This is a genomic window from Simkaniaceae bacterium (genome assembly GCA_021734805.1).
In the GTDB taxonomy this organism is placed as follows: Bacteria; Chlamydiota; Chlamydiia; order Chlamydiales; family JACRBE01; genus Amphritriteisimkania.
Window position 1 is genome coordinate 18,486 of record JAIPIG010000002.1, and the last position, 21,111, is coordinate 39,596.

Below are 21,111 nucleotides of genomic sequence, written 5' to 3' on the forward strand. Positions count from 1 at the left end.
CGGTGTATTCTATCAAACAACTCGTATTTGTTTGTTGATTAGATGATAGCGTCGGTCACATAGATTAGCAAAACTCAAGTCATGTGTCACGACAATCAGAGATTTATTGTATTTTTTACAGCATGAGATGAGGATATTTTGAATCATTTGTTTGTGAAGGGAATCGAGGTTCCCTGTAGGTTCATCGGCTAAAATCAGAGAAGGGTCGTTGCAAAGCGCTCGCGCAATGGCAACGCGCTGCTTTTCTCCTCCCGATAGGAGTTTTGTCGGGTAATGGATGCGATCGAGGAGATTGACATCGGCAATTAAGTCCAATGCTCTTTCATAAGAAGGGCTCGTGCGATGAGTAGGTTGTCGTGCAATTTTTGCGGGGAGCAAGACATTGTCGAGGACGCTCTCTTCTTCGAGAAGATAAAACCCCTGAAAAACAAAGCCAATAAAGTGTTGTCTGAGCTGATTTGGATTTAACTCACTTATCGATTTTTCTTTAAAGTAGATATCACCACTTGAAGGGGGTTCAAGAAGTCCCATGATATGCATTAGGGTACTTTTACCCACTCCGGATTCTCCGATAATGGCGATGGTTTCCCCCTCAAAAACACTGAGGTCAATGTTCTCAATGAGGAGTTGTTTTTCCGGGCGGTAGAAACATTTAGAAACTTTTTTGAGCTCAATAACCAAAGAGTTCATGACTCGCTCCTCAAAATATGGGTCGGGCTGATTCGAGAGGCCTTTAAGGCCGGTAAAAAGCCGGCAAGGAGAGAGACGATTGGAGTGGCAACTGCCATAATGATAAAGGCGCGCATGCTCAATGTATTAGGGAGGTTCTGTCCATAAATTTCGGGATTAAAAGCGTTTTGTCCTTGCAAGAAGCTAAGGAAGTGGACAAGGGAGTCGATATTTTGAAGCGTCAAAGCAGCAGCGCCGGCTCCAATGATAAAGCTTAAAATACCGAGGGTTAGCCCGCAGAGTGAAAAAATAAAAATAATACTGCGATTTGAAGTCCCCATGGCTTTCAAAATTCCAATTTCCTTTTTCTTATCATTAACGAGGAGAAGTAGGGCTGAAATGATATTGCAACCGGCAACGGCTAAAATAATGATACCGACTAAGGTAAAGATGTAGCGATCGCTTTGAAGTTGCTGAATGAGATCTTTTGCAAATTCAAATTCATAATAGGGGATAATATTAAAATAGGGGGCGATTTTGTAGCTATCGAGCATGTTCTGAAGAGCCGTCACAATTTGGGGTGTCTTTTTAAGATCCGGGAACCAAATGTTAATGCCATTTGACATCATGGGGTCAAGAGAATGAGAGGTGTTAGATGCGGCAATGGCTTCTACGGTAGATCTTTGTGCTAAAATATAACGCGCTCCAATTCCCATCACGCCCGGGTCATAGAAACCGGCGACAAAAATGGGGGCATTCATTTCTTGTGAAGTCGTTCCGGTGAAAGCAGCATAGGATAGCGATCCTTTATCGCCGATGCTAACCCCTGAATTTTTGAAGTTTTTGGGGACAAGCACGCCTGTTGCATCCATCCAAGCTTTTTTTGGAATGTGGACTTTATCTTGAACTTGATAGGGCCAAATCGGTTCGATAAAAGGAGGGGTATCAAAGGCATGTTTGATATCAGCTTTGGTGATTTCAAGGTCAGCTAGAGATAAGGTTGCATTGATCGATGTATTTTGAAGGAAAGCCGTTGCTTCAACAAAGATTTCAGATAAATCATGGGCGGATAAGAAAGTGGTCTTTAAAAGAGTAGATTGAAAACGGGTCGATACATCCATAACGAGAGGAGTGCGGGAGGGAAGGGGGTGTTTTTTGCCATCGATTTCGAGAACTAAATGGTCATCATTTCGATAGAGGCTGGCGGCGAAATATCCGGGCCTTTCTTCAGACATTTCCTCGGGGAGGATGACATGGCGGATTGCATCCGTTTGCTTTGTATGAACCCATACGTCAAAAACATGAGAAGGGGGCAGGGCGTGATGGGGGAGGCTAAAGCGTCGGCTTGCGGGTCGCGTTTCTTGGAGATCGAGATGAGAGAAAATTCTTTGGAAGATAGAGTTATCTTGGCTCCCTTTCCACTTCACTAGAAAGAGTAGGTGGTTAATATCAGATTCAGTTGGAGGTAGTAATAAAGAACTGAGCTGAGGTTGGTCTTGATCCAATGTGCTCAGGTAAGTTGCTTGAGAGATATAACTCTCATCATACCCTTGAAAGGAAGGGCGAATGAGATTGAGTTTAAGCATTGCAGCCGTGACTTGATAATCTGAAGCGCGGATCCCTTTAAAGGGAAGTTCATTAATTGATTGATACGTCGTTTTAATCAGATCAACCATTTGATGATGGGAGTTTTTTAAAGATTCAGGCCAATAGGAAGGGATTTCTTCATCGAATTCCGGATTGTAAGGGTCGGTTTGGCTTGCTTGGAGCTTTTCATAAATCGTCTTCAAGGAATAATTTGACTCACTACTGATGCTATCGCTCAAATAGTAGTACGAATTGTAATACTCATTGGTTGGCACAATGCGAACGGGGGCATTGATCGTTGTGAGTTTTTTAAGCCAATTTTTCTCAAGTCCTTCCGTCACGGAGAGGAAGAGAAGTAAAAGCCAGATGACAAGGGAAATGACAAGGCATGATAAACAAGCGATTAAAGATGCCGAAAGGCGATTTTTTTTTGGGACGAGATATTTTCGCGCAAAATGAAATTCAAACATTTCAAAAGTCCCTTGCAATGAACTGATAAAAGAGCGAAGTCATTCCTAAAGTAGGAATGACTTATCGCTACTTAGCTTCTTTAAAAACAACGCGTTTTCTTAATGACTTGTCAAACTTCTTAAGCTCAAGTCTTTCAGTTGTTGTTTTTTTGTTTTTTGTTGTCCAGTAGCACTCAGCACTTTCTGTACTTTTTAACTTAATAATTTCTCTAGCGCCTTTTTTAGCCATATGAGCTCCACTCAAAAAAAATAATTATCTTTTTCTAGATTAGAAATAATAGACGAAATCATCTCAAAAAAAACGATATAAATCAACCGTTAATCAAATAAAACGCTTCCGCTAGGGGATGCGACTGCTGCATAGCTATCAGATTGGAAGTTTTTAGTGAAAATATGATATCCGAGCCCGGCGATCATCGCCCCATTATCAATGGATAAATTTTTAGGGGGGAAGTGGATAGAAAGGGTAGGAGGGGCATGAAGAGTAAACAATTCTTTTAATTTCGAGCTGTTACTGACACCCCCTCCTAAAAAAATTTGGGAGGCGCCACTCAAAGTCGCTGCTTTGAGCGCTTTCTTCACAATATCAGAAAGGGCAGTTATTTGGAAACTCGCTGCGATATGTTTTTTTTCATTGGGATCGATTTGACTCTCGCCTTTCTTATTGCCATTCATCCCTTTGATCGCGTAAAGAACTTGTGTTTTGAGGCCGCTAAATGAAAAGCTGAGGGGGTCTTTTTTGACAATTCCCGCTTTAAAGGGATATTTTGTCGGATCTCCTTCTTTAGCGAGCTTTTCAATTTCAGGGCCTCCGGGATAGGGGAGATCGAGAAGAGAAGCTACCTTATCAAAACTCTCTCCAATCGCATCATCTACAGTTGAGCTAATGAGCTGATAGTTGCGGAATGAATCAATGCGAAGCATGAAAGTATGCCCTCCTGAAATCACAACGCCTAAGGCAGGGAAAAGGATCGTCTCCTTTAATAGCATCATTGAGGCATATAGATGAGCTTCGAGGTGATTGACCGTGACATAGGGAATAGACCAGGCAAAAGAGAGTGCCTTTGCCGTATTGAGCCCGATAAGGAGGGGCCCCATCAGCCCCGGACGGTTAGCGACGGCGATCAAATCGATGGATGAGGGCAAGACGTTTGCTTCTTTTAAGGCTTGCTCGATCGTTGGAATCATCAAATCGACATGGTTGCGGCTGGCGTATTCGGGAAAAACCCCTCTATAGGTGCGGTGAAAATCGGCTTGAGAGGAGATGACATTAGAAAGAATCTTTTGACCATCTTCTACAATAGAAACAGCCGTTTCATCACATGTTGTTTCAATTCCTAGGACTAACATATTATATGCTGGATAGTTTAGTAATTTTAAATTGAAGACTTTGGCCGGCAAGAGGATGATTGGCATCGATTACAACTTCACTATCATTGACATCGACAATCGTGACGATCACCGGATCATTTTCCTCACCGATTTGCAAGTGCATGCCTTTTTGAAGATTTAAGTGGACGGGGATTCGATCGCGAGCAATGATTTGTACCAAATCATTATCTCGGTTGCCATAAGCTTCTTCACAATTGACTTGTACCGTGCGCGTTTCACCCACCTTCATTTCACTCACAACCCGCTCAAAACCCGGAATGACTGCTTCTTCTCCCAAAGTAAATTCAAAAGAATTATTTTGATCGATTAATTGTCCATCAAGTAATCTTGCTTCGTATTCCACACGCACCGTTTCACTCATAGTCATTCCTTTTTTTTATTGACTGCTTCACTTAATAGTACCACAATGTGGCCGGAGTCTCAATAATTATTAAAAAATCCCTTCTGTTCACAAATGAGATATACGCATGTCATCTAAGCTTAAAATCGGTCTTCTTTTTGGCGGTAAGAGCCCTGAACACGAGATTTCAATTCGATCGGCACGCTCTGTCACTCAAGTCATCAACCGCAGTCACTATGATATTTTCCTTTTTTATATAGATCGCAGCGGGGAGTGGTTTCTTATTGATGACATAGAATATTTAGAGCAAAAGAGACCAATCACTGAGATCCTGCTCTCGCAACTCAAAAAATTAGATATCGCTTTTCCTATTTTGCATGGACCTTTTGGGGAAGATGGTACAGTGCAGGGCTTATTGAGAATAGCAGATATTCCGTTTGTCGGATCGGATGTGTTATCCACGGCATTGTGTATGGATAAAGATATGATGAAAAGACTGCTTGAACATGCAAAAATCGCTTGCGTTCCCTATCTTGTCTACTACAAAAATGATTGCCTTGATCAAGAGGAGATAGCCAAAAAGATCGGTTTCCCCTGTTTTATCAAACCGGCTAATATGGGCTCATCAATTGGCATCACCCGTGTTGATCGAGAAGAAGAGCTTCCCGGTGCCGTTTTAGATGCTTTTCAATACGATGTGAAAATTTTAGTTGAGAAATATATTGAGGGCGATGAAATTGAGTGCGCGGTTCTGGGCAATGATAATGTTATTGCTTCGCTTCCCGCAAGGCTTACTCCAACCCATACCTTTTATGACTATGAAGCCAAGTATTTAGATCCTAATGGGGCTATTTTTGAAGTTCCCGTTCCTTATTCTCCTCAATTGATAAAAGAAATTCAGCAATTGGCGATGAGAGCGTATCGCACGCTCGAATGCCGTGGAATGGCTCGAGTTGATATGTTTGTATCGTTAGATCAACAGATTTATATTAATGAGCTCAACACGCTTCCCGGATTTACCTCGATCAGTCTCTATCCTCAAATGTGGGAGGTAAGCGGTCTGAGCTATGAAAGGCTAATTGAAGAGCTTTTATGTTTGGCCATCGATGCCCATAAACAACGGGCAGGGCTTGGGTTAAGTCTATTAAAAACCGAGCAGTTTTAGCAGGGGCTTGGCCGTATTGCGCGGCTGACCTCGTATTGGAAATTCATGCACGAGAAGTGCAGGGTTATGGTTGATCTCAATAATGCGGTAGTTTGTAGGCGAAGGGGGTTTTTGATTATTGACAATCATGATATCGACACCGCAGATTTGTGCTTGACCTGCGCGAGCGGCTTGAAGGGCTATTGTGCGAAACTGGGGGTGCATCTCATCTGTCATATCGATTGAATCTCCTCCGGTTGAGACATTGGAGTTATGCCGCAAAAAAATTTGTTCCCCCTCTTTAGGCACGCTTTTTGGACTCAATTGTTGGAGAGAGAGATAATAGAGCTCGATTTCAGATAAATAAATAGCCGTTTTTGCATCTTTGTAAGATCGGGGATCTTTATTTTTTTTCTCAACTAAGTTTTTAATGGTGTCGATGCCATTGCCCACCACATTTGCCGGTACGCGTTTGATAATGCCAACCACTTCTTCTCCGATCACTAAAAAGCGGTATTCTTCACCTGAAAAGTATTCTTCAACTATGACTCTAGATCCATGCTGAAAGGCTGATTGAAGAGCCATTTCATACTCTCCTCTAGAATGGGGTTCGATAAAATAGACGGCAATTCCAAAGTTAGTTGTATTGGGCTTGACAACGATCTTGATCTTCTCAAACGAAGGATAGGCACGAAGCGCTTCTTCAAAGGATGTAAAAGAGGCCCCTTTTGGAGTGAAAAGATTTGCCTCATTAAGCAGCTGTTTTGAAATGATTTTATTTTCCATGATGAGGGGTGAAATATAATGGTCAAGACGCGTTTTTGTCGCTTCTTTGATCACTTCTTGATGGGATCCCTTTGTCAGGCGAATGAAATTCTCGACAGCATCGAGAACTTCAACATGAATATTTTGTTTAAGGGCCTCTCGAATGACGGCTTGTGTCGATTTTTCAAGCCCCTCATATCCGGGTAGAGTATAGCGCGCTTTAGCATCGGCAATGTCTTGTTCAATGAGGCTGTCATGGGCTTCTTTTTGAAGTTGGTTGTTGCGCTGTTCATCCTGCGGATAGTTTTGAAAATAACGGTGATGTTGACGTGCATATTTTAAGCCAAAATTGAGAAATGATTTGGATGTATTTGTTTTGGCAAGAACTTGAGCTGAAGTCGTGAGGTGAGGATTATTGATCTTTTCGATTTGTTTTTGGACGAGGTGTTCAAGACCAAACAGTAGGGCTGTTTCTTTCACTTGCTCTAAAATAGCGAGGGCTTGAGTTTTAAAGGCTTTTTGATTCGATAGTTTAACACCCGGCTTTCTCCCTTCAAGAGCAATATGGTGTTGATTGCGGCGGGCATTTTTAATCGCTTGCTTGGAGAGTGTTTTTTTCTCTCTTAGAAAGCAGTCAATTAAGAAGAGGTGGAGGAATTCCAAGTCATCTAAAGCAACGCCTGCCGGCTCAAAGGGATTTAAGTCGAGCGTTCTCACTTCGACGTATGTAATTCCTTTGTTTTTAATAGCTTTTAAAGCTCCTAGGCGAGATTCAATATGGTTTTTAGCGCGGATAGGGACATAAAGCTCATTTTCCGTTTGAAGCACATTAGTATTTATTTGCTGCTCAATATGGGAAAAAGCGCGACAAGGGGTATTTAATTCACGCTCAAAAGAATGGATGAAATGTTCTATATCCTGATAGGAAATATCAAGATGGCATTGATAGGGACTATGATACCCAAAAGGACTCATGCGCAATGATGTGGCATAAGGATGATTTTTTTTGATGGGTTTATAAGACTCATCTATATTAGGGGATGCCCCAAAAAGATAAACGAGCAAGTAACTTCTTTCGATAAAGTTGCGCATTAAATTGAGGTATCGGCTCGATACAAAATCGCGATAAGAAATGGCCGGATTCAGTTGGTGATATTCTTTTTTAAGCCACTCATCTTGAATCGAAAAATTGTAGTGTAACCCGCAGATCAGTTGTACTTGATGGCCATAACGTTGTTGGAGGCCCTTTCGGTAGAGCCATTTTCTTTCACCTTCATTTGTCGCTCCAAAATCGGCGATGAAGGAGTCATTATAAGTGGGGAGTCGACAAGGCATAGCAATAGGCCAAAAAAGCTCTTGGTTGAGCTGTTGATGGGCATAGGCCATGAGATTTTCTAGCTCTTGAAGCGCCTTTTTAGGAGAAGCAAAAGGTGAAGTGATCGTTTCGACTTGGGCTTCCGCAAAATCTTTGGTAAAATGGGGGTTGAATAGAGGTGATCCAAAGCCTTTAGGGTGAGGTTGCTCTGATAAACAACCTTTATTCGTGGTGCGGAGGTTTTCAATTTCAATCCCACATAAGGTATTGTCTATTAATGATTTAATATTTGAAGAATAAGCCATAAAAACGACTCTACGTATTTTGATTTTAGAAAAGTTTACTCTCTCTTGCAAACTGAGCCAAGAAAAATCAAATCAACCATTGGATAATTTTGTAAATCACTGATTATAAATAGAATATATATTTATCTTTTTGCAAATAAGTAAGCTATTTCGATGAGGGTGCTTCGTAATGTGTGTCGTTTGGAACAAAGAAAAAGAGCCAAAGCGCAGCGGTGAGAGCTGCAGCTGCGGCTAAGATGAGAGGGAGAAACATTTCGACCCCTGCCATCATTCCTCCAACCATTCCTGCAATAATTTCAGCAAAAATAGTAATCGATTGATTAGTTCCAAGCGCTTCACCTTGCTTTTGTGGACTAACGTGATCTGAAATAATCAGCGATGAATAGGTCCAGCTCACGGCGATGCAAAGTCCTATTGGAATGAGGAAAAAGTAGAGATAAATAGGTTTTTGCGCTCCGAAAAGGCTTAAGATACTCGCCATTAAAATAGTAGCAAAGAGAATAGTGATATTGCGCGGCATCATATGTTTTGAGAGAAATGAAAATAAAAGAGGCGAGAGACAAATCGGAATGGATAGATAGGAAATTACTTCACCAATATGAGCTGCATTGTATTGATACCACCAGACGAGAAGCACCGGAAAAAAGCCGAAAAAAGAAAAAATCGATAAAAAGAGGAAGAAATTGGATAGAAAAATATGGCGAAGGCGGGGGGATAGAATCGATGTGAAGATCGATTGAATCGTGCCTCTAAAATGGAATATTTCGCGTTTTCCTTTTTGGAGTGTTTCTTTAAACATAAAAAAGACAAAGCAAAGCCCAATAAGAACAAGTCCTGCAGCCATCAGAAAGGGTGTGGAGTAATTAAACCAATGGATGGCTTGGGAGTCAGATAATTTACCGCCGATAAAGGGTCCAAAGATAAATCCAAGACTGCTTACAGTGAGAATGAGTCCAAATTTTTGGGCTTTTTCTTGTTTTGTTTGGCTAATATCTGCCATTGCTGCGGCTGCAATCACCGAGTTTCCTTCGCACAGCCCACAAATTAATCGGCTGATGTAGAGTAGAGGTAAATTTTTCCAAAGAATAGCAAAAGCGGATAGGAGATAACCGGGAATAATGGCGATGAGAGTGATAATGAGAATAGGCTTTCTGCCATAACAATCAGAAAGTTTTCCTAAAATAGGCCCACCAAAAAGCTGTCCCAAAGGGTACATCGAAATAAGCAGCCCCAAAAATACCGTACGCATTTCAGGCGATAGTGTCGCTGATATAATCGCTTCTTTAGACGTGCTTAAAAACATAGGTGGAAAGATTGGAAGGGCAAGAGCAAAGCCGAGGTAGCTAAGGAAAAGTACGATGAGAATGGGGATAATTTCCCGAATGCGATAAGAGTCCATATTGTCAACAGTGTGTTTTGTGCTTAAACAATGACGCCGTAAATCCCCTTGCTTTAGCTATGGGGATATAAGGCGCTATTTACTTTAATGCGAATATTTTTTTACACTAAAAATATGTTATCAGCCACCAAAATAAGAATCTATCCTAACGCTATACAAGAGGAAATCCTTTCCAAAGCGTTCGGATGCGCACGGTGGTTTTGGAATAACAGTCTAAACGAAATACAAAAAGTTTACCAAGAAACAGGTAAAGGTCTTGGGCAATTTGCCTTGAATGCTCGTTTGCCTGAGCTAAAGAAAACCAACGAATGGCTAAGTGAAACTCATAGCCAAGTATTGCAATCTGTAAGCTTGAATCTATCTCGTGCGTTCATCAATTTTTTTGAGAAAAGAGCAAAATATCCTAAATTCAAATCTAAGCACGATAGACAATCTATTCAGTATCCTCAAGGAATCAAAATATTCGCTGACAACAAGGTGTTTTTACCCAAGATTGGCTGGGTAAAAGCGGTGATTCACCGTGAAATAGTCGGAAAGATCAAAACGGTAACTGTAGACAGAACAACGACAGGAAAATATTTTGCCTCTATTTTGACTGAAAATGGGATAGAGCCACCTAAAGCTTCTTTTGAAGGAAAAATTCTTGGAGTGGATGTAGGATTGACACATCTTGCAATAACTAGCGACGGATCAAAGTTTGATAATCCTAGACATGTTGTAAAAGCAGAAAAAAATTTACGGCGTAAACAAAAAAAACTTTCAAGACATACTAAGGGAAGCGCCACCCGAAATAAGGCACGCTTGCTAGTGGCAAAATCTCATGAGCGTGTACGCAATGCACGCAAAGACTATTTGCACAAAATTTCTAAACGGTTAGTAGACGAAAACCAAGTCATTGCCGTTGAGGATTTGAGTGTAAAAAATATGATGAAAAACCACTGTTTAGCACAATCAATCGGTGATGCCGGTTGGGGAATGTTCCTTGGAATGCTGAAATACAAAGCCGAACAATTAGGAAAAGGCTTTCTAAAAGTAAATCGGTTTTTTCCAAGTACTAAAGCATGTTCGAATTGCTTGAATGTAAATAATTCGATTTCTTTGCATATAAGGGTGTGGCAATGCCCGAAATGTAAAGAAACGCATGATAGAGATGTAAACGCATCAAAAAACATATGTGGCGAAGCGCAACGTATGATAGCGGTGGGAATCACCGGTACTGCCGGTCGAGGCACTGTTAGCCAAGTCAAGGGTAGAAAACCCTCTGTACTTGCTCGTGCCGTTGAAGCCGGAAGCTCCTGCCTTTAGGCATGGGGTAATTCACAATAGCAACAATTCTTTTTTTTAACAGAGAAAAATTCGTAAACTATGTTAGGCTTGTGCCTTTATTCTGAGAATTATTTATGGCAGAAGCAAAATCGATTACTCGTGACAATGTTCCCATTCAGGCGCATCAGAGATTTGCTGAAGCGCGACTCGGTAAAATTCCCGATGATATGAAGCTTAATAGTATTAGTTGGGATGAAAATTTTCCGGTTGAAAATACGGAAGATGGAAGAGGATGGATCGAATGGCTCTTCGATGTTCGCTTTCCTCAAACCATTGCTGAATTTGTTGAGGTGGATGAGCGGCGCTATCCCTTTACGACCATGCTTGCAAAGGGAATCGATTGGGATCGATGTGAAGAGCTTATTCACGATCTAGAAGAAAGGGATCTACCTCAGATGGCTCGAGAAGAGGTTCTAATTCTTCTTGATTTGGTAAAAGAAGCTCGTCAGAAGGATCGCGATTTAAAGCATGTTCGTCTTGCCCGTCGCCCTCAAGGATAATATCTTCTATCATTTCTTCCACAAATTTAGATTCTTTCGCTTGATTGATTTCCTTATCGGATAGTGCTTCATAATCTGAGAAAGTATCGATGATATAGGGACGGACAAAGATAATAATATTGCGTTTTTCTTCAACTTTATGATCTTTGCTAAACAGGGTGCTAATGAAGGGAATACCCCCAAGACAGGGAAGACCCGAGGTTTCTTGTTTCTTTTTGTTGCGCACCATTCCGGTTAAGACAACAAAGTGGGCATCAGGGACATGAACGCGTGAAACCATATTCGTTTTTGAGGTTTCAATGCCGCTCATTTGTTTTGTCATGTGCATATGGCGATCACTTGCTTCCGTAATTTCCTCATCGATTTCAAGCGTGATCATTCCATTTTCGCCGATATAGGGAGTGATATTGAGTGATGTCCCGATATTGCGGTATTCGATATTCGAAGTTGTCTGTTGGGAGGGGCCAACCGTTTCAACGACCGAACCGGCAAAGGGGATGTTATGCCCAACAAAAACTTTAGTACATTTATTGTCTTGAGCGATCAGTTTTTGATTGAGAATCACTGCGGTTTCGTGATCACTTTGAAGGGCTGAAACGAGCGAGCCAAGGGATAAAAATGTCATCCCGTTATGCGTAATAATATCTCCAATGACACCGAGATCAAAACCGCGTCCTATAGGGAATTGAGATAGGCCTGATGGGTGAATAGCATCACCGATTGTCTGCATTGTTTTTGCAAATTGCGAACCATTAGCTCCATTAAAGTCACCTGTTCCAAATCCAAGGCGGTTTTTGTATTTGGAGCTAACAGACCAATTCAGCCCAAATTCATGGCTTTTACTGATATCGGTTTCAATGACCAAGACCTCAATAAAGACTTGTTTTTGAGGGGTATCGAGTGTTTTAATCAGTGAAACGAGTTTAGAAATCGTTTGTTTGGGGCCTGAAATGACTAAAGAATTTGTCGTTTTAATCCATTGCATTGATTGAACGGAGGAAGTGAATAGAGGGTCGCTTTTCGGGGATGAAGCGGACAATTGTTTAATTGCAGCTAGAATTTCGTCACCTTGATGGAACTGGAGTTTATAAACGGAAAACTCCTCTTGCTCTTTTTTTAAGGGGGGGAGACTTGCTTTTTCGTAATAGAGGGGAGTAGTGGATATTGATTCGCGTTTATCAGAGCCCGGATGGGCATCGAAGATGTTTTTCACAGGTTCTTTTTTTTCGATAACAAAACATCCTCCCTTAGACTTGACATCACAGTGGTGATTTTCAAGTAGGGCAATCATGGTTTGTAGGATTTCTTTTTCCGTTGAGTCTTTGCCTGAGATAAACGAGACCTCAAAGTTGAGATCGCTATCTTTAAAGATGAAATTGGTCTTTGTGATTTTACTAATAAAACGAATGAGCTCTGATGCTTTTACATTTGAAAAATTAATCCGATGACTAGAGGGTGGAGCGAGTTGTTCAGCAGGAAGCTGCATGAAAGAAAAAAGAAAAAGAATGGCAGCGATTAGTTTTTGCATCGTTTATCAAAAAAGAGATAACAATGCATGCGAGTATACAGTTAAGTTATTTAAAAAAACATGGAAAATTTATTTAATTTTCTTAATCAAAACAAATTAAAAACAAATCCTTAATATTAACTTAACAAATCACATTCTTGTTATTGATAGCCTTTTTAAAGGTGCGCCCAAGAAAAATTGCAATGACGAGCCATAGTGTGAGCATGGGGAATCCCACGCCACCGCTTAGAACAAGATAGTGCGCGCGTCCGACAACCGCACCAAATGCCGATTGAAGGGGTGCGAGAAGCATATTAAAAACTGATCCCGCTTCTTTTGAGGCGCGCGAGCCAAAGGTTTCAATCCAAGCCTGTGCTTTAAAGCGTACATCGGGAGTCGTTGGGATATAAAGTTGTTTCAGAGCAGGGCCATTGAGGGCATAGTTAATTGCTTTCGCTCCAACCATGAGTGAGAATAGAAAGGAGAGGCTGTCAATTGTTAAAAATCCAAATAGAGCGCAACCGACAATGACGGGCATAGCGGCGAGGGCAACGCCGATTCCAAGGTAGCGGGTTACGTTACTAATTCCTAGTAGCAAGCAGGATAGCGACACGATATTGACAACTGAACCATAAAGACTGAGGTAATTGCTCAATGCAACACCCGAGTATTGAGCTCCTGCAGCGAGTTTAAAGTTAAAGTCAAATATAGTGACAACGAGTTCATAGATGAAATTTGCTCCAAAGATACATAAAAGATAGCGGTGTTTGAGCATGAGTTTAAGCCCTTCTAAAAAACCGGGCTCTTGCTTTTTCTCTTCGATAGCCTCATTTTTTCCATGGAATGATTGTAGTAGTGCTTTAGGTGTAGCTCGCAGAAAATAGCGCACAACGGGGATAATGAGTAAGATTAAAAACCCTAAAATCAGAAGAGAAAGCGTATCGGTTTTAAATGCGAGTCGATGGGGTAATCCTCCAATTGAATAAGGGAAAATAATCCCGCCAATTTGACCCAAAGCAACGACGAGAGGAAAGCCCCTTCTTGCATGGGTTGGATTTGTTGTGTCAGCTGCAAAAGCCCAAAAGAGGGCGACGATTAAAGAGCCAAAACTCTCGACAAAAAGATACCATAAAAAGCCTAAACCTCGCGTGAGGATGAATAAAAAGAGGGGGCGAGCTGCGAGTTGTTCGGGAGTTCCTTGTGCGAGGAACATAATAATACTGAAGCATAGAACGGATATGCCGTAAAAGGTAGGGAGGATAATGAGCATTTTTTCGCGCGATGTCTTTTCTAAAAGCCTCGTATAAAACATGACAAGAGGAAGAAGAGCTAAAACGGAGACGGTTTTTGCATAGGGCAAATAGAGGCGATCGACAAGCTGAATAAAAATTGCATCTTTAAGAGGGCGAAGCGTCCAGTAAACACCGATAATGAGAGCAAAGATAAGCCCCATGCGCAAAAATTTTTTAAACTCTTCGCGCTCAAAGTCACCAAAGTTAAATTTGCAGATCCACTGAAAAAATTGAAGGATCCCTTTGCCTATACCCATAATGTCTACCTCCCGGTCATTTCTTCAAATGGCGGGAAAAAGAATTTTTGTAAATCATTTATACCGAAATAAATTGAAGAATTAGTTTTTATCTTCGCCGGCATCTTCGACTTTTTACCCGTAATTTTTTGACCTATCTTCAATAGAATCAAAAAATTAAGCCGGCTAAAGCCTGATAAAAATTCGAAGCGCCATCAAAGCTAAAACTCCAATTCCTCAACTCATTTCGGTATATGAATAAAGGCGAGTGTTTTTTCTAAAACGGTTTTTTTTGCTTCGGCCGTTTTAAAGCTATGTCCCTCATTTTCAAATAAAACTAATTCTCCTAAAGGAAGCGCTTTTTGCAAATGAATCGATTGTTCAACAGGAACAACGCGATCTTTCTTTCCATGAAAGATCAGTGTTGGACATTTGATTTTTGAAGCGAGAAGAAGGGGGCTTCTTTTCTCAAACCTCTCTTTAGCTTCCGGATAAGTGCCAATTAGATGGTCGGTATAGTGTTTTTCAAATTTATGCGTATCCTGTATGAGTTTGATGGGATCTGCAACGGGATAGAGAACGATGCAGTGGGAGAAAAGGGGGGAGCGGGCCGCGCTCAGGAGTGCCGTTAATCCCCCGGAACTCGATCCCATAATAGCGATGCGCTTTGGGTCAACTCTTTTATTTTCAATTAAATAGGTTACGCCATCAATGACATCCTCAACGTCAAGTTCACCCCATCGATTCTCAAGGCGGTCGCGATAAGCTTTGCCATATCCGGTTGATCCTCCATAGTTGATTTCAAATACGGCATAGCCATGCGTTGTATAAAATTGCGTTTGTAAATTCAGTGAAGGTGAAACATGCGATGTCGGTCCGCTATGACATTTGACAATGAGAAAAGGGAGTTCTTTGGTCACTTGATGAGGTAAATATAAAAACCCATAGATTTGTTCTCGATGCCGATTAGTCAACTCGATCGATTCGGGAAGTGAAAAATAAGAGGGATCAATAGAGGTTTTTAGAGTGGAATGAATGATTTGGTGTTCAGATGGTGCAGTTGGATTGAGAAGAATAAGGGAAGAAGCCTCAGTCTCGGTTGAGGCAATCAGCGCAATTTGATTTTGGTAAGCCGTAATGTGTGTGATTAAATTAAATGGAAGATCATAGCGATAAAGTGTGTTTGTTTTGATATCGATTTTTGCTAGAAAATCACAGCCTTTTTCAGTTCCGACAGCAAAAAGTTGATTTTCAAGAATACACGTGCGAGTCACCCCGAAGTTCCAAGGTGTTTGAGCAAAATCTGCTTCAGTCCGAATGATGGGTGCTTCGAGATAATCGGTATGATAGGGATTCCAAAAACCGGTTTTATCCCACATAAAGATGAGCGATCTATTGTCTAAATAGATCGGATCTTGAGCTGATGTGTGGGAAAGAGAGCAGACCAAAGAGATCGATAGAAAAGCCCCTTGCGGATCAAGAGTGGCTCGCGATACGCTTGATGTATCCCAAGGCATATGTGGATGGTTCCATTCAACCCAAGTGAGTTCTTCGCCATCAGGGCGTAGAGTAATAGAGCTATAAAAATCAGCCGATTCTGCAACCTTAGTCAGCGTCTTTGTTTTGAGATCAATTTTAGCAATAGAGTTGCGCACATCTTGATTAGGAGTGTGCTCTTCTAAAAGGGCGTAGAGATTCTCTCTTAAAGGATCATAAACCGGATCCCCAAAACGGCAATCCTTTCGATGATAGATTAATTCGGGTCCCTCTTTTGAAAGTTCATAAATTCCTTGATCACTTTGATTGACAAAGAAAATATGATCATCATGAACACAAAAAGCTCGACCTCCATATTCATGGACGCGCGAGCGAATAGAGAATGTAGAGGATAGGCATTCAACGATCGATTGTCCATCATAAGATAAAAGAGTTGTGCGCCCCCCCTCATTAGGCCTCGTTTCGGTAAAATAAAGGTGCGAAGAGGTTGATTGCAGTCCTGATATGGAGCTGAGATTAGATGCAGCTTCATCAGAAGAAATCACAGCAGGGTGTTTCATTTAGGGGTGAGTTCCGTATGTTTTTTTGCATTCCCTCTACAAAGATGAATAGGATACTTCTTTTTCGTTTTTTCCAGTTTATCAAACGCGCAATCAATCACATCGATATCAAATTTCATAGCGAGCAATAATAAAGAGTTAAGCACATCGCCGATCTCTTCCTTAAAAGCTTCCATTTTATTGGAGTCATCGAGGTGTTTATCATCGTTGTGCCAAACAAAATGTTCGAGAACTTCCGATGCCTCTATTGATAAATCAATGGCCAAGTTTTTAGCCGTATGGAACTGTTCCCATTCCCGCTCTTCAACAAACTGTTTTAAATCTGTTTTGAGTTTATCTAACATAACGCCGTCCTTTTTTAAGAGCAATAAGGGAGATTAAAACGCAAATGACAAAAAATAAAAAGAGAAAAAGTGCTTCATAAAATACGTGAATTGATGCCGGAGTTAATACGGAAAGCCGTAATCCCTGAATGAGATAAAAAATTGGATTGATGCGGGCGATATTTTGCCAGATAGGGGACAACATATCGAGAGAGAAAAAGACCCCGCCGAGATAAATTAAAGGGGTGAGAATGAAGGATCCAAAAATGCTCACTTGCTCAAAGCTGCGTGAAAACATGGCAATAACCATGCCAAGAGAAGAAAAAGAGGCTGCACCGAATAAGAGAAAAAAAAGCATGTAAAACGGATGATGAATCTTCATGAAATAACCGTTATAAATTAAACAGAATATGGTGCCGACTAGGAATGTGAGAAACGCTGTGATAAGTCCTCTAATAATTGCTGCGCCCATGATGCCTTTAACGATTTGCAGTCTCGAGAGAGGCGCTGTCCGCAGATCTTGGAGTTCATTGACGTATTTAGATCCGATAATGGAGCTTGTCGTATTTTCATAAGAGCCTCTGACAATATTCATCATGACAAGTCCCGGAATGAGAAACTCAAGGTAGGAGACATGTAGGGGTGATTTAACAAAGGCCCCTATGCTGATACCGAAAATTGCAAGATACAGTGTCGATGTAATGATGGGAGATCCCACTGTTTGAAATGGAACTTTGAGAAAACGAGCTATTTCGCGTTTAAAGAGGCCAAAAACCTGTGTTAACCATTGCATGCGGTTATTTCCTCCTATTCATGATTCAGAATTTGGGTAAAGATATCTTCGAGTTTTCCTTCTTCGACAGAAATATCGGAAAAAGCGTGATGGCTTAATTGAATATCTTCTAATAAATTGGATACGCTAAATGCTTGGGGGGCTTTAAAAACCAATTCCTTTTCAGTTTGTCGATAGAGATGGGGGTGATGAATGGAATGGATGGGTTTAGTTAAAAATAAAGTAATGGTGCGAATCCCCATGGTATGAATCAATTCGAGTTTAGGGGTGACTTTAATGAGTTTACCATTCCGGATAATTCCAAGCCGATCACATAATTTTTCTGCCTCTTCGAGGTAATGGGTTGTGAGGAGAATCGAAACCCCTTCCTCTTTGAGTTGAAAAATGAGATCCCATAAATTGTGTCTCAGTTCGACATCAACACCTGCAGTCGGTTCATCGAGTAGGAGGAGTTTTGGGTTGTGAATCAGTGCTTTTGCAATCAGCAGACGTCGTTTCATGCCTCCGCTGAGTTGACTAATCAGTTTGCCTCGATGATGGTAGAGATCGATTTTTTTGAGGAGATCGTCAATGCGCGCATCGACATGAACCAGTCCATAATATGAGGCGTGAAAATGCATGATTTCTTTCACTGTGAAATACCCATGATGGATCAGCTCTTGAGGAACACATCCAAGAAGAAATTTAGCGGCACGCGCTTCTTTGATATTGTCTTTCCCAAAAATTTCAATATGACCTGAAGAGGGTTCTTCTAAAGTTGTAATACATGAAATCGTTGTGGTCTTGCCTGCACCATTTGGGCCAAGCAGACCGAAAATTTCGCCCTCTCTCAGCTCAAAAGAAATATCTTGGACAGCAGTATTTGGGCCATATTTTTTAATTAAATGGTCAACTTTTAGTGGGGGATGGATCATGCATTTTGTCTCGGTAAATCTTTATTTAAGCTTTTTTTCTATCTAAAAGTAAGTGGCCCATATCTGAAATACATAGCCCTGAAAAACAGTACAATACGGATGTTTTATGCACATTGTAAAAGTGTAAAATGGGGTTTAGAGACATTGTTTTTTTGTAGATGAAAGTATAAATAATGATGAAAAGAAAGGCAAGCCATGCAATGCGTGTTAGAGTTCCGATAATGAGCCAATGGGAAATGCCCCGATGGGCGAATATTTTGCTATAAGGGCGAAAAGGAAGTGTCATCAAGCCTCTTAAAGAGAAGAGTTTGATTTTATTTGCAATATCGCTATCGGGAGACATAAAGAGGGTGGCATAGCCAAAGGCTGCAATGAATATATATAGATCAAAACGAGTAGGTTGTAAAAAGTAAATGATTGCAAAGGCTGCAAGAGGGAGGATGAGAAGTAAGTTAAAAAAAGAATGTGTTCTATAGTTGGCCATCGATTAAATCTTAGAGGGGGATATAATTTAATGCAATATAGAGGTTTTTACTCGCTTTTTTCTTTCCCAAAACAACGGTTCGTAATTTTTTGAGAAATCGAGTAAAAGGTTATAAGTGAGCTGCGACAGGGTCAAACGTTTGATTGATGATCTGAGTTTTTTGCCAGCTTTTAATGCCTTCTGTCATTGAAATAAGAAGGTTTTCATAGTCTTTAGGCGTATCGTATTGATACAGATAACCAAAACAAAAGATGTCATGTGGACTAATGGCTGATGAAGTGAGGCTGCTTGAATCAAACTGGGCTCTTTCAATGCTATCTTTAATGACTTCTTTAAAAGAGGGGTTCATCGAGCCTAACATTAAAATAAAGTAGTTATCGACGATCTGCATCTGCATAAAATAGGGCTGATGTGTGTAATCGTGTTCAGTCGCCTGTAAAAGCATGATGAATTGCTTCTTCAAAATGCGAGGAGGCAAGACAGACTGCATGTAAACAGGCATGAGGGAATAAAAATAATTTTCGATCAGAAAGTCATTTTGTATATTGTCTTGTGCTAATAGCTTAGTTAGCTCTTGAAGAGCTTCATTTTGTTTTGAAATCATACCACCGTTATAATCCCTTATTTCTCCGATAACCTTTGTAATTCCATCATAAACGACTCGCCTAGCTTCATACAAGTCTAAAGAAAAATCTTCACGTAAAAAATGCTTTTTATCGAGATAAACTTCAAAAACATTGGCCTCTTTCATATAGCGTTTCCGAAGGAGTCCCATTGATTTTAATTCATAATTTTCAATGCGCATATGATGAAGGTATTTTGAAAGAAGGTTTTTGATCGGTTGATCGCCCGGGCGTAAAATGCGAGCCAATACAACAATAAACGAAAGGGTCTGATCAGTTTGTTTGTGAAATGAGATATTGGCTTGAGGGATATCATGGACATATTTGAGTTGGTTGCACAAAGTGAGAATATTGCGCATGACCTCTTCTTCGTTTTTTTGCATAAAAATAGGATTAATGATCGTTTCAATGCGCAGTTTAATTTCAGACGGAAGGCGTTGTTTAATTAATCCGATTTCATGAGGGGAAAAGGGGAGGCAGCCTTCCTTTTCAAATTCGATATACAAATTGCGAACGGAGCCGCTTTTTCTCATCTCAGCATATGAACCGCTAACTTTTTTAATATTGGAGACAATCGCTTCTACTGATTTGATGAGATGGCGCTCTTCAAAAAGTTCATTCTCTCTTAAAAGATTGAGGCTTATAACAAGGCCGATAATAGGGCAATTTTTTTGATCGTTTAGAAGATGTGTTTTTAAAACCTTGAATGAGAGGTGGCGTAAGTTAGGATGTAAAATAGTTAAATTACTTATCATTTTTTTAAATAAGTAGAGATAAGCGATAATACGGGTCAGATGCTTGCTTGTTCGAAGGGCGAGAAAGTGGTCATTGAACAGTGTTAAACTCTCGTTGAGCTCATTAAAAACACCTCTTTCAAAAATTTGAGGACGGTGTTCGAGAAGAGGGGCGATTTGCTCCTTAATTTCTTCTACTTTTTCCTCTGCCAGAATTTTAATTAAAAATTGGTGTGTCTGATCAAAAATCGTCTCATCAATGTTTTGCTTTGGCCTTCCTAAAAGAGAAGCGATATTTTCTTGAATAATGATTTTCTTTTGATCGAGTGTTAGGTTCTTTTGATCGACAATTTTTCTTGCGTACTGAACGGATAGGATGTTGAGTTTAATTTGGCGTAAAAGGGGGTCACAGTTAGTTTTAGCCATTTCAAAGTCTTTTTCGGAATCAATCCTAACAAGAACTTCGTGAAAGAAAAAACTGATTTTTGGATATCGAACAAACTCAAAGGCCATAGAACTGACGCTGATCAAAGGCAGCTGTTTTCCTAATACAAGCCATCGGCTAACCGCTTCGCTAATAAAACGCCCCATTCCATGGGTATATTCCGAATAAGCGAGAAACTTTAAAGAGATGACATAAGGGGAGGTCAGGCTAAATGAGGATGAGATCAATGGCAGTTGATCTTTAACCTTATTGAAGAAGATTGTGACAGCCTGCTTATCTTGAGGATCGGGGGCTTTTTCTAAGACGGAAGGGGGAATCATGTTGCTAAGAGCAGCTTCAATGGATTGGGTATAAAGATCGTATTCCCTTTTGATTGTATCCGGACAATCAAAAGGAAGTCGAATGCGTAAAAGATCTTTGTCTCTCTGTCTCATATGTCAATTTAATGAATTAATTTTTAAAGATATTTATTATGCCAGTATTTGTAAATA

Annotated in this window: 17 protein-coding genes; 2 read left to right on the top strand and 15 right to left on the bottom strand. The window is 40.6% G+C overall.

From position 1 onward, the window contains the following. Nucleotides 1-12: 12 nt before the first annotated feature. From K9M07_00640 to K9M07_00660, 5 genes are all read right to left on the bottom strand, one after another. Nucleotides 13-681, bottom strand: coding sequence for an ABC transporter ATP-binding protein (locus K9M07_00640; GenBank protein MCF7851729.1), 669 nt, complete (start codon nt 679-681; stop codon nt 13-15). A gap of 5 nt (nt 682-686) precedes the next feature. Beyond that, nucleotides 687-2,726, bottom strand: a complete 2,040-nt coding sequence (locus K9M07_00645; GenBank protein ID MCF7851730.1) for an FtsX-like permease family protein — start codon at nt 2,724-2,726, stop codon at nt 687-689. 67 nt (nt 2,727-2,793) lie between these two features. Further along, nucleotides 2,794-2,955 (bottom strand): 50S ribosomal protein L33, encoded by a 162-nt coding sequence (rpmG, locus tag K9M07_00650; GenBank protein MCF7851731.1) that lies wholly within the window; start codon nt 2,953-2,955, stop codon nt 2,794-2,796. Between the two features lie 89 nt (nt 2,956-3,044). Then, on the bottom strand, nt 3,045-4,076 hold the full coding sequence (tsaD, locus tag K9M07_00655) for a tRNA (adenosine(37)-N6)-threonylcarbamoyltransferase complex transferase subunit TsaD (protein MCF7851732.1): 1,032 nt from the start codon (nt 4,074-4,076) through the stop codon (nt 3,045-3,047). 1 nt (nt 4,077) lies between these two features. Then, nucleotides 4,078-4,479, bottom strand: coding sequence for an FKBP-type peptidyl-prolyl cis-trans isomerase (locus tag K9M07_00660; GenBank protein MCF7851733.1), 402 nt, complete (start codon nt 4,477-4,479; stop codon nt 4,078-4,080). 106 nt (nt 4,480-4,585) lie between these two features. Between K9M07_00660 and K9M07_00665 the strand changes: the two genes are divergently transcribed. Then, complete coding sequence (locus tag K9M07_00665) at nt 4,586-5,623, top strand: D-alanine--D-alanine ligase (protein MCF7851734.1); 1,038 nt, start codon at nt 4,586-4,588, stop codon at nt 5,621-5,623. On the opposite strand, the gene K9M07_00670 is transcribed toward K9M07_00665, so the two are convergent. Beyond that, nucleotides 5,603-7,987: a hypothetical protein gene (locus K9M07_00670; GenBank protein ID MCF7851735.1), complete on the bottom strand. Its 2,385-nt coding sequence runs from the start codon at nt 7,985-7,987 to the stop codon at nt 5,603-5,605. The genes K9M07_00665 and K9M07_00670 overlap by 21 nt on opposite strands. A 145-nt stretch (nt 7,988-8,132) precedes the next feature. Continuing rightward, nucleotides 8,133-9,386, bottom strand: a complete 1,254-nt coding sequence (locus tag K9M07_00675; protein MCF7851736.1) for an MFS transporter — start codon at nt 9,384-9,386, stop codon at nt 8,133-8,135. Between the two features lie 87 nt (nt 9,387-9,473). Between K9M07_00675 and K9M07_00680 the strand changes: the two genes are divergently transcribed. After that, entirely contained in the window at nt 9,474-10,691 is a 1,218-nt protein-coding gene (locus K9M07_00680; GenBank protein MCF7851737.1) for a transposase, read from the top strand. 381 nt (nt 10,692-11,072) lie between these two features. Here the strand turns inward: K9M07_00680 and K9M07_00685 are convergent, their stop codons facing one another. The 8 genes from K9M07_00685 to K9M07_00720 form a co-directional block, all read right to left on the bottom strand. Then, nucleotides 11,073-12,740: a hypothetical protein gene (locus K9M07_00685; protein ID MCF7851738.1), complete on the bottom strand. Its 1,668-nt coding sequence runs from the start codon at nt 12,738-12,740 to the stop codon at nt 11,073-11,075. Nucleotides 12,741-12,861: 121 nt separating this feature from the next. After that, on the bottom strand, nt 12,862-14,268 hold the full coding sequence (locus tag K9M07_00690) for a hypothetical protein (protein MCF7851739.1): 1,407 nt from the start codon (nt 14,266-14,268) through the stop codon (nt 12,862-12,864). A gap of 221 nt (nt 14,269-14,489) precedes the next feature. Next, the gene (locus K9M07_00695) at nt 14,490-16,304 is read right to left on the bottom strand and encodes a prolyl oligopeptidase family serine peptidase (GenBank protein MCF7851740.1); all 1,815 of its coding nucleotides are present in this window, start codon (nt 16,302-16,304) and stop codon (nt 14,490-14,492) included. Then, entirely contained in the window at nt 16,301-16,648 is a 348-nt protein-coding gene (locus tag K9M07_00700) for a nucleotide pyrophosphohydrolase (GenBank protein ID MCF7851741.1), read from the bottom strand. Before K9M07_00700 ends, K9M07_00695 begins: the two co-directional genes overlap by 4 nt. Next, a complete protein-coding gene (locus K9M07_00705; protein ID MCF7851742.1) occupies nt 16,638-17,420 on the bottom strand; it encodes an ABC transporter permease in 783 nt (260 codons plus the stop codon). The genes K9M07_00700 and K9M07_00705 overlap by 11 nt, the downstream gene beginning before the upstream one ends. Before the next feature lie 14 nt (nt 17,421-17,434). Continuing rightward, on the bottom strand, nt 17,435-18,334 hold the full coding sequence (locus K9M07_00710) for an ABC transporter ATP-binding protein (GenBank protein ID MCF7851743.1): 900 nt from the start codon (nt 18,332-18,334) through the stop codon (nt 17,435-17,437). 25 nt (nt 18,335-18,359) lie between these two features. After that, the gene (locus K9M07_00715) at nt 18,360-18,818 is read right to left on the bottom strand and encodes a metal-binding protein (protein MCF7851744.1); all 459 of its coding nucleotides are present in this window, start codon (nt 18,816-18,818) and stop codon (nt 18,360-18,362) included. A gap of 109 nt (nt 18,819-18,927) precedes the next feature. Then, nucleotides 18,928-21,054 (bottom strand): hypothetical protein, encoded by a 2,127-nt coding sequence (locus K9M07_00720; protein MCF7851745.1) that lies wholly within the window; start codon nt 21,052-21,054, stop codon nt 18,928-18,930. Nucleotides 21,055-21,111: the final 57 nt, after the last annotated feature.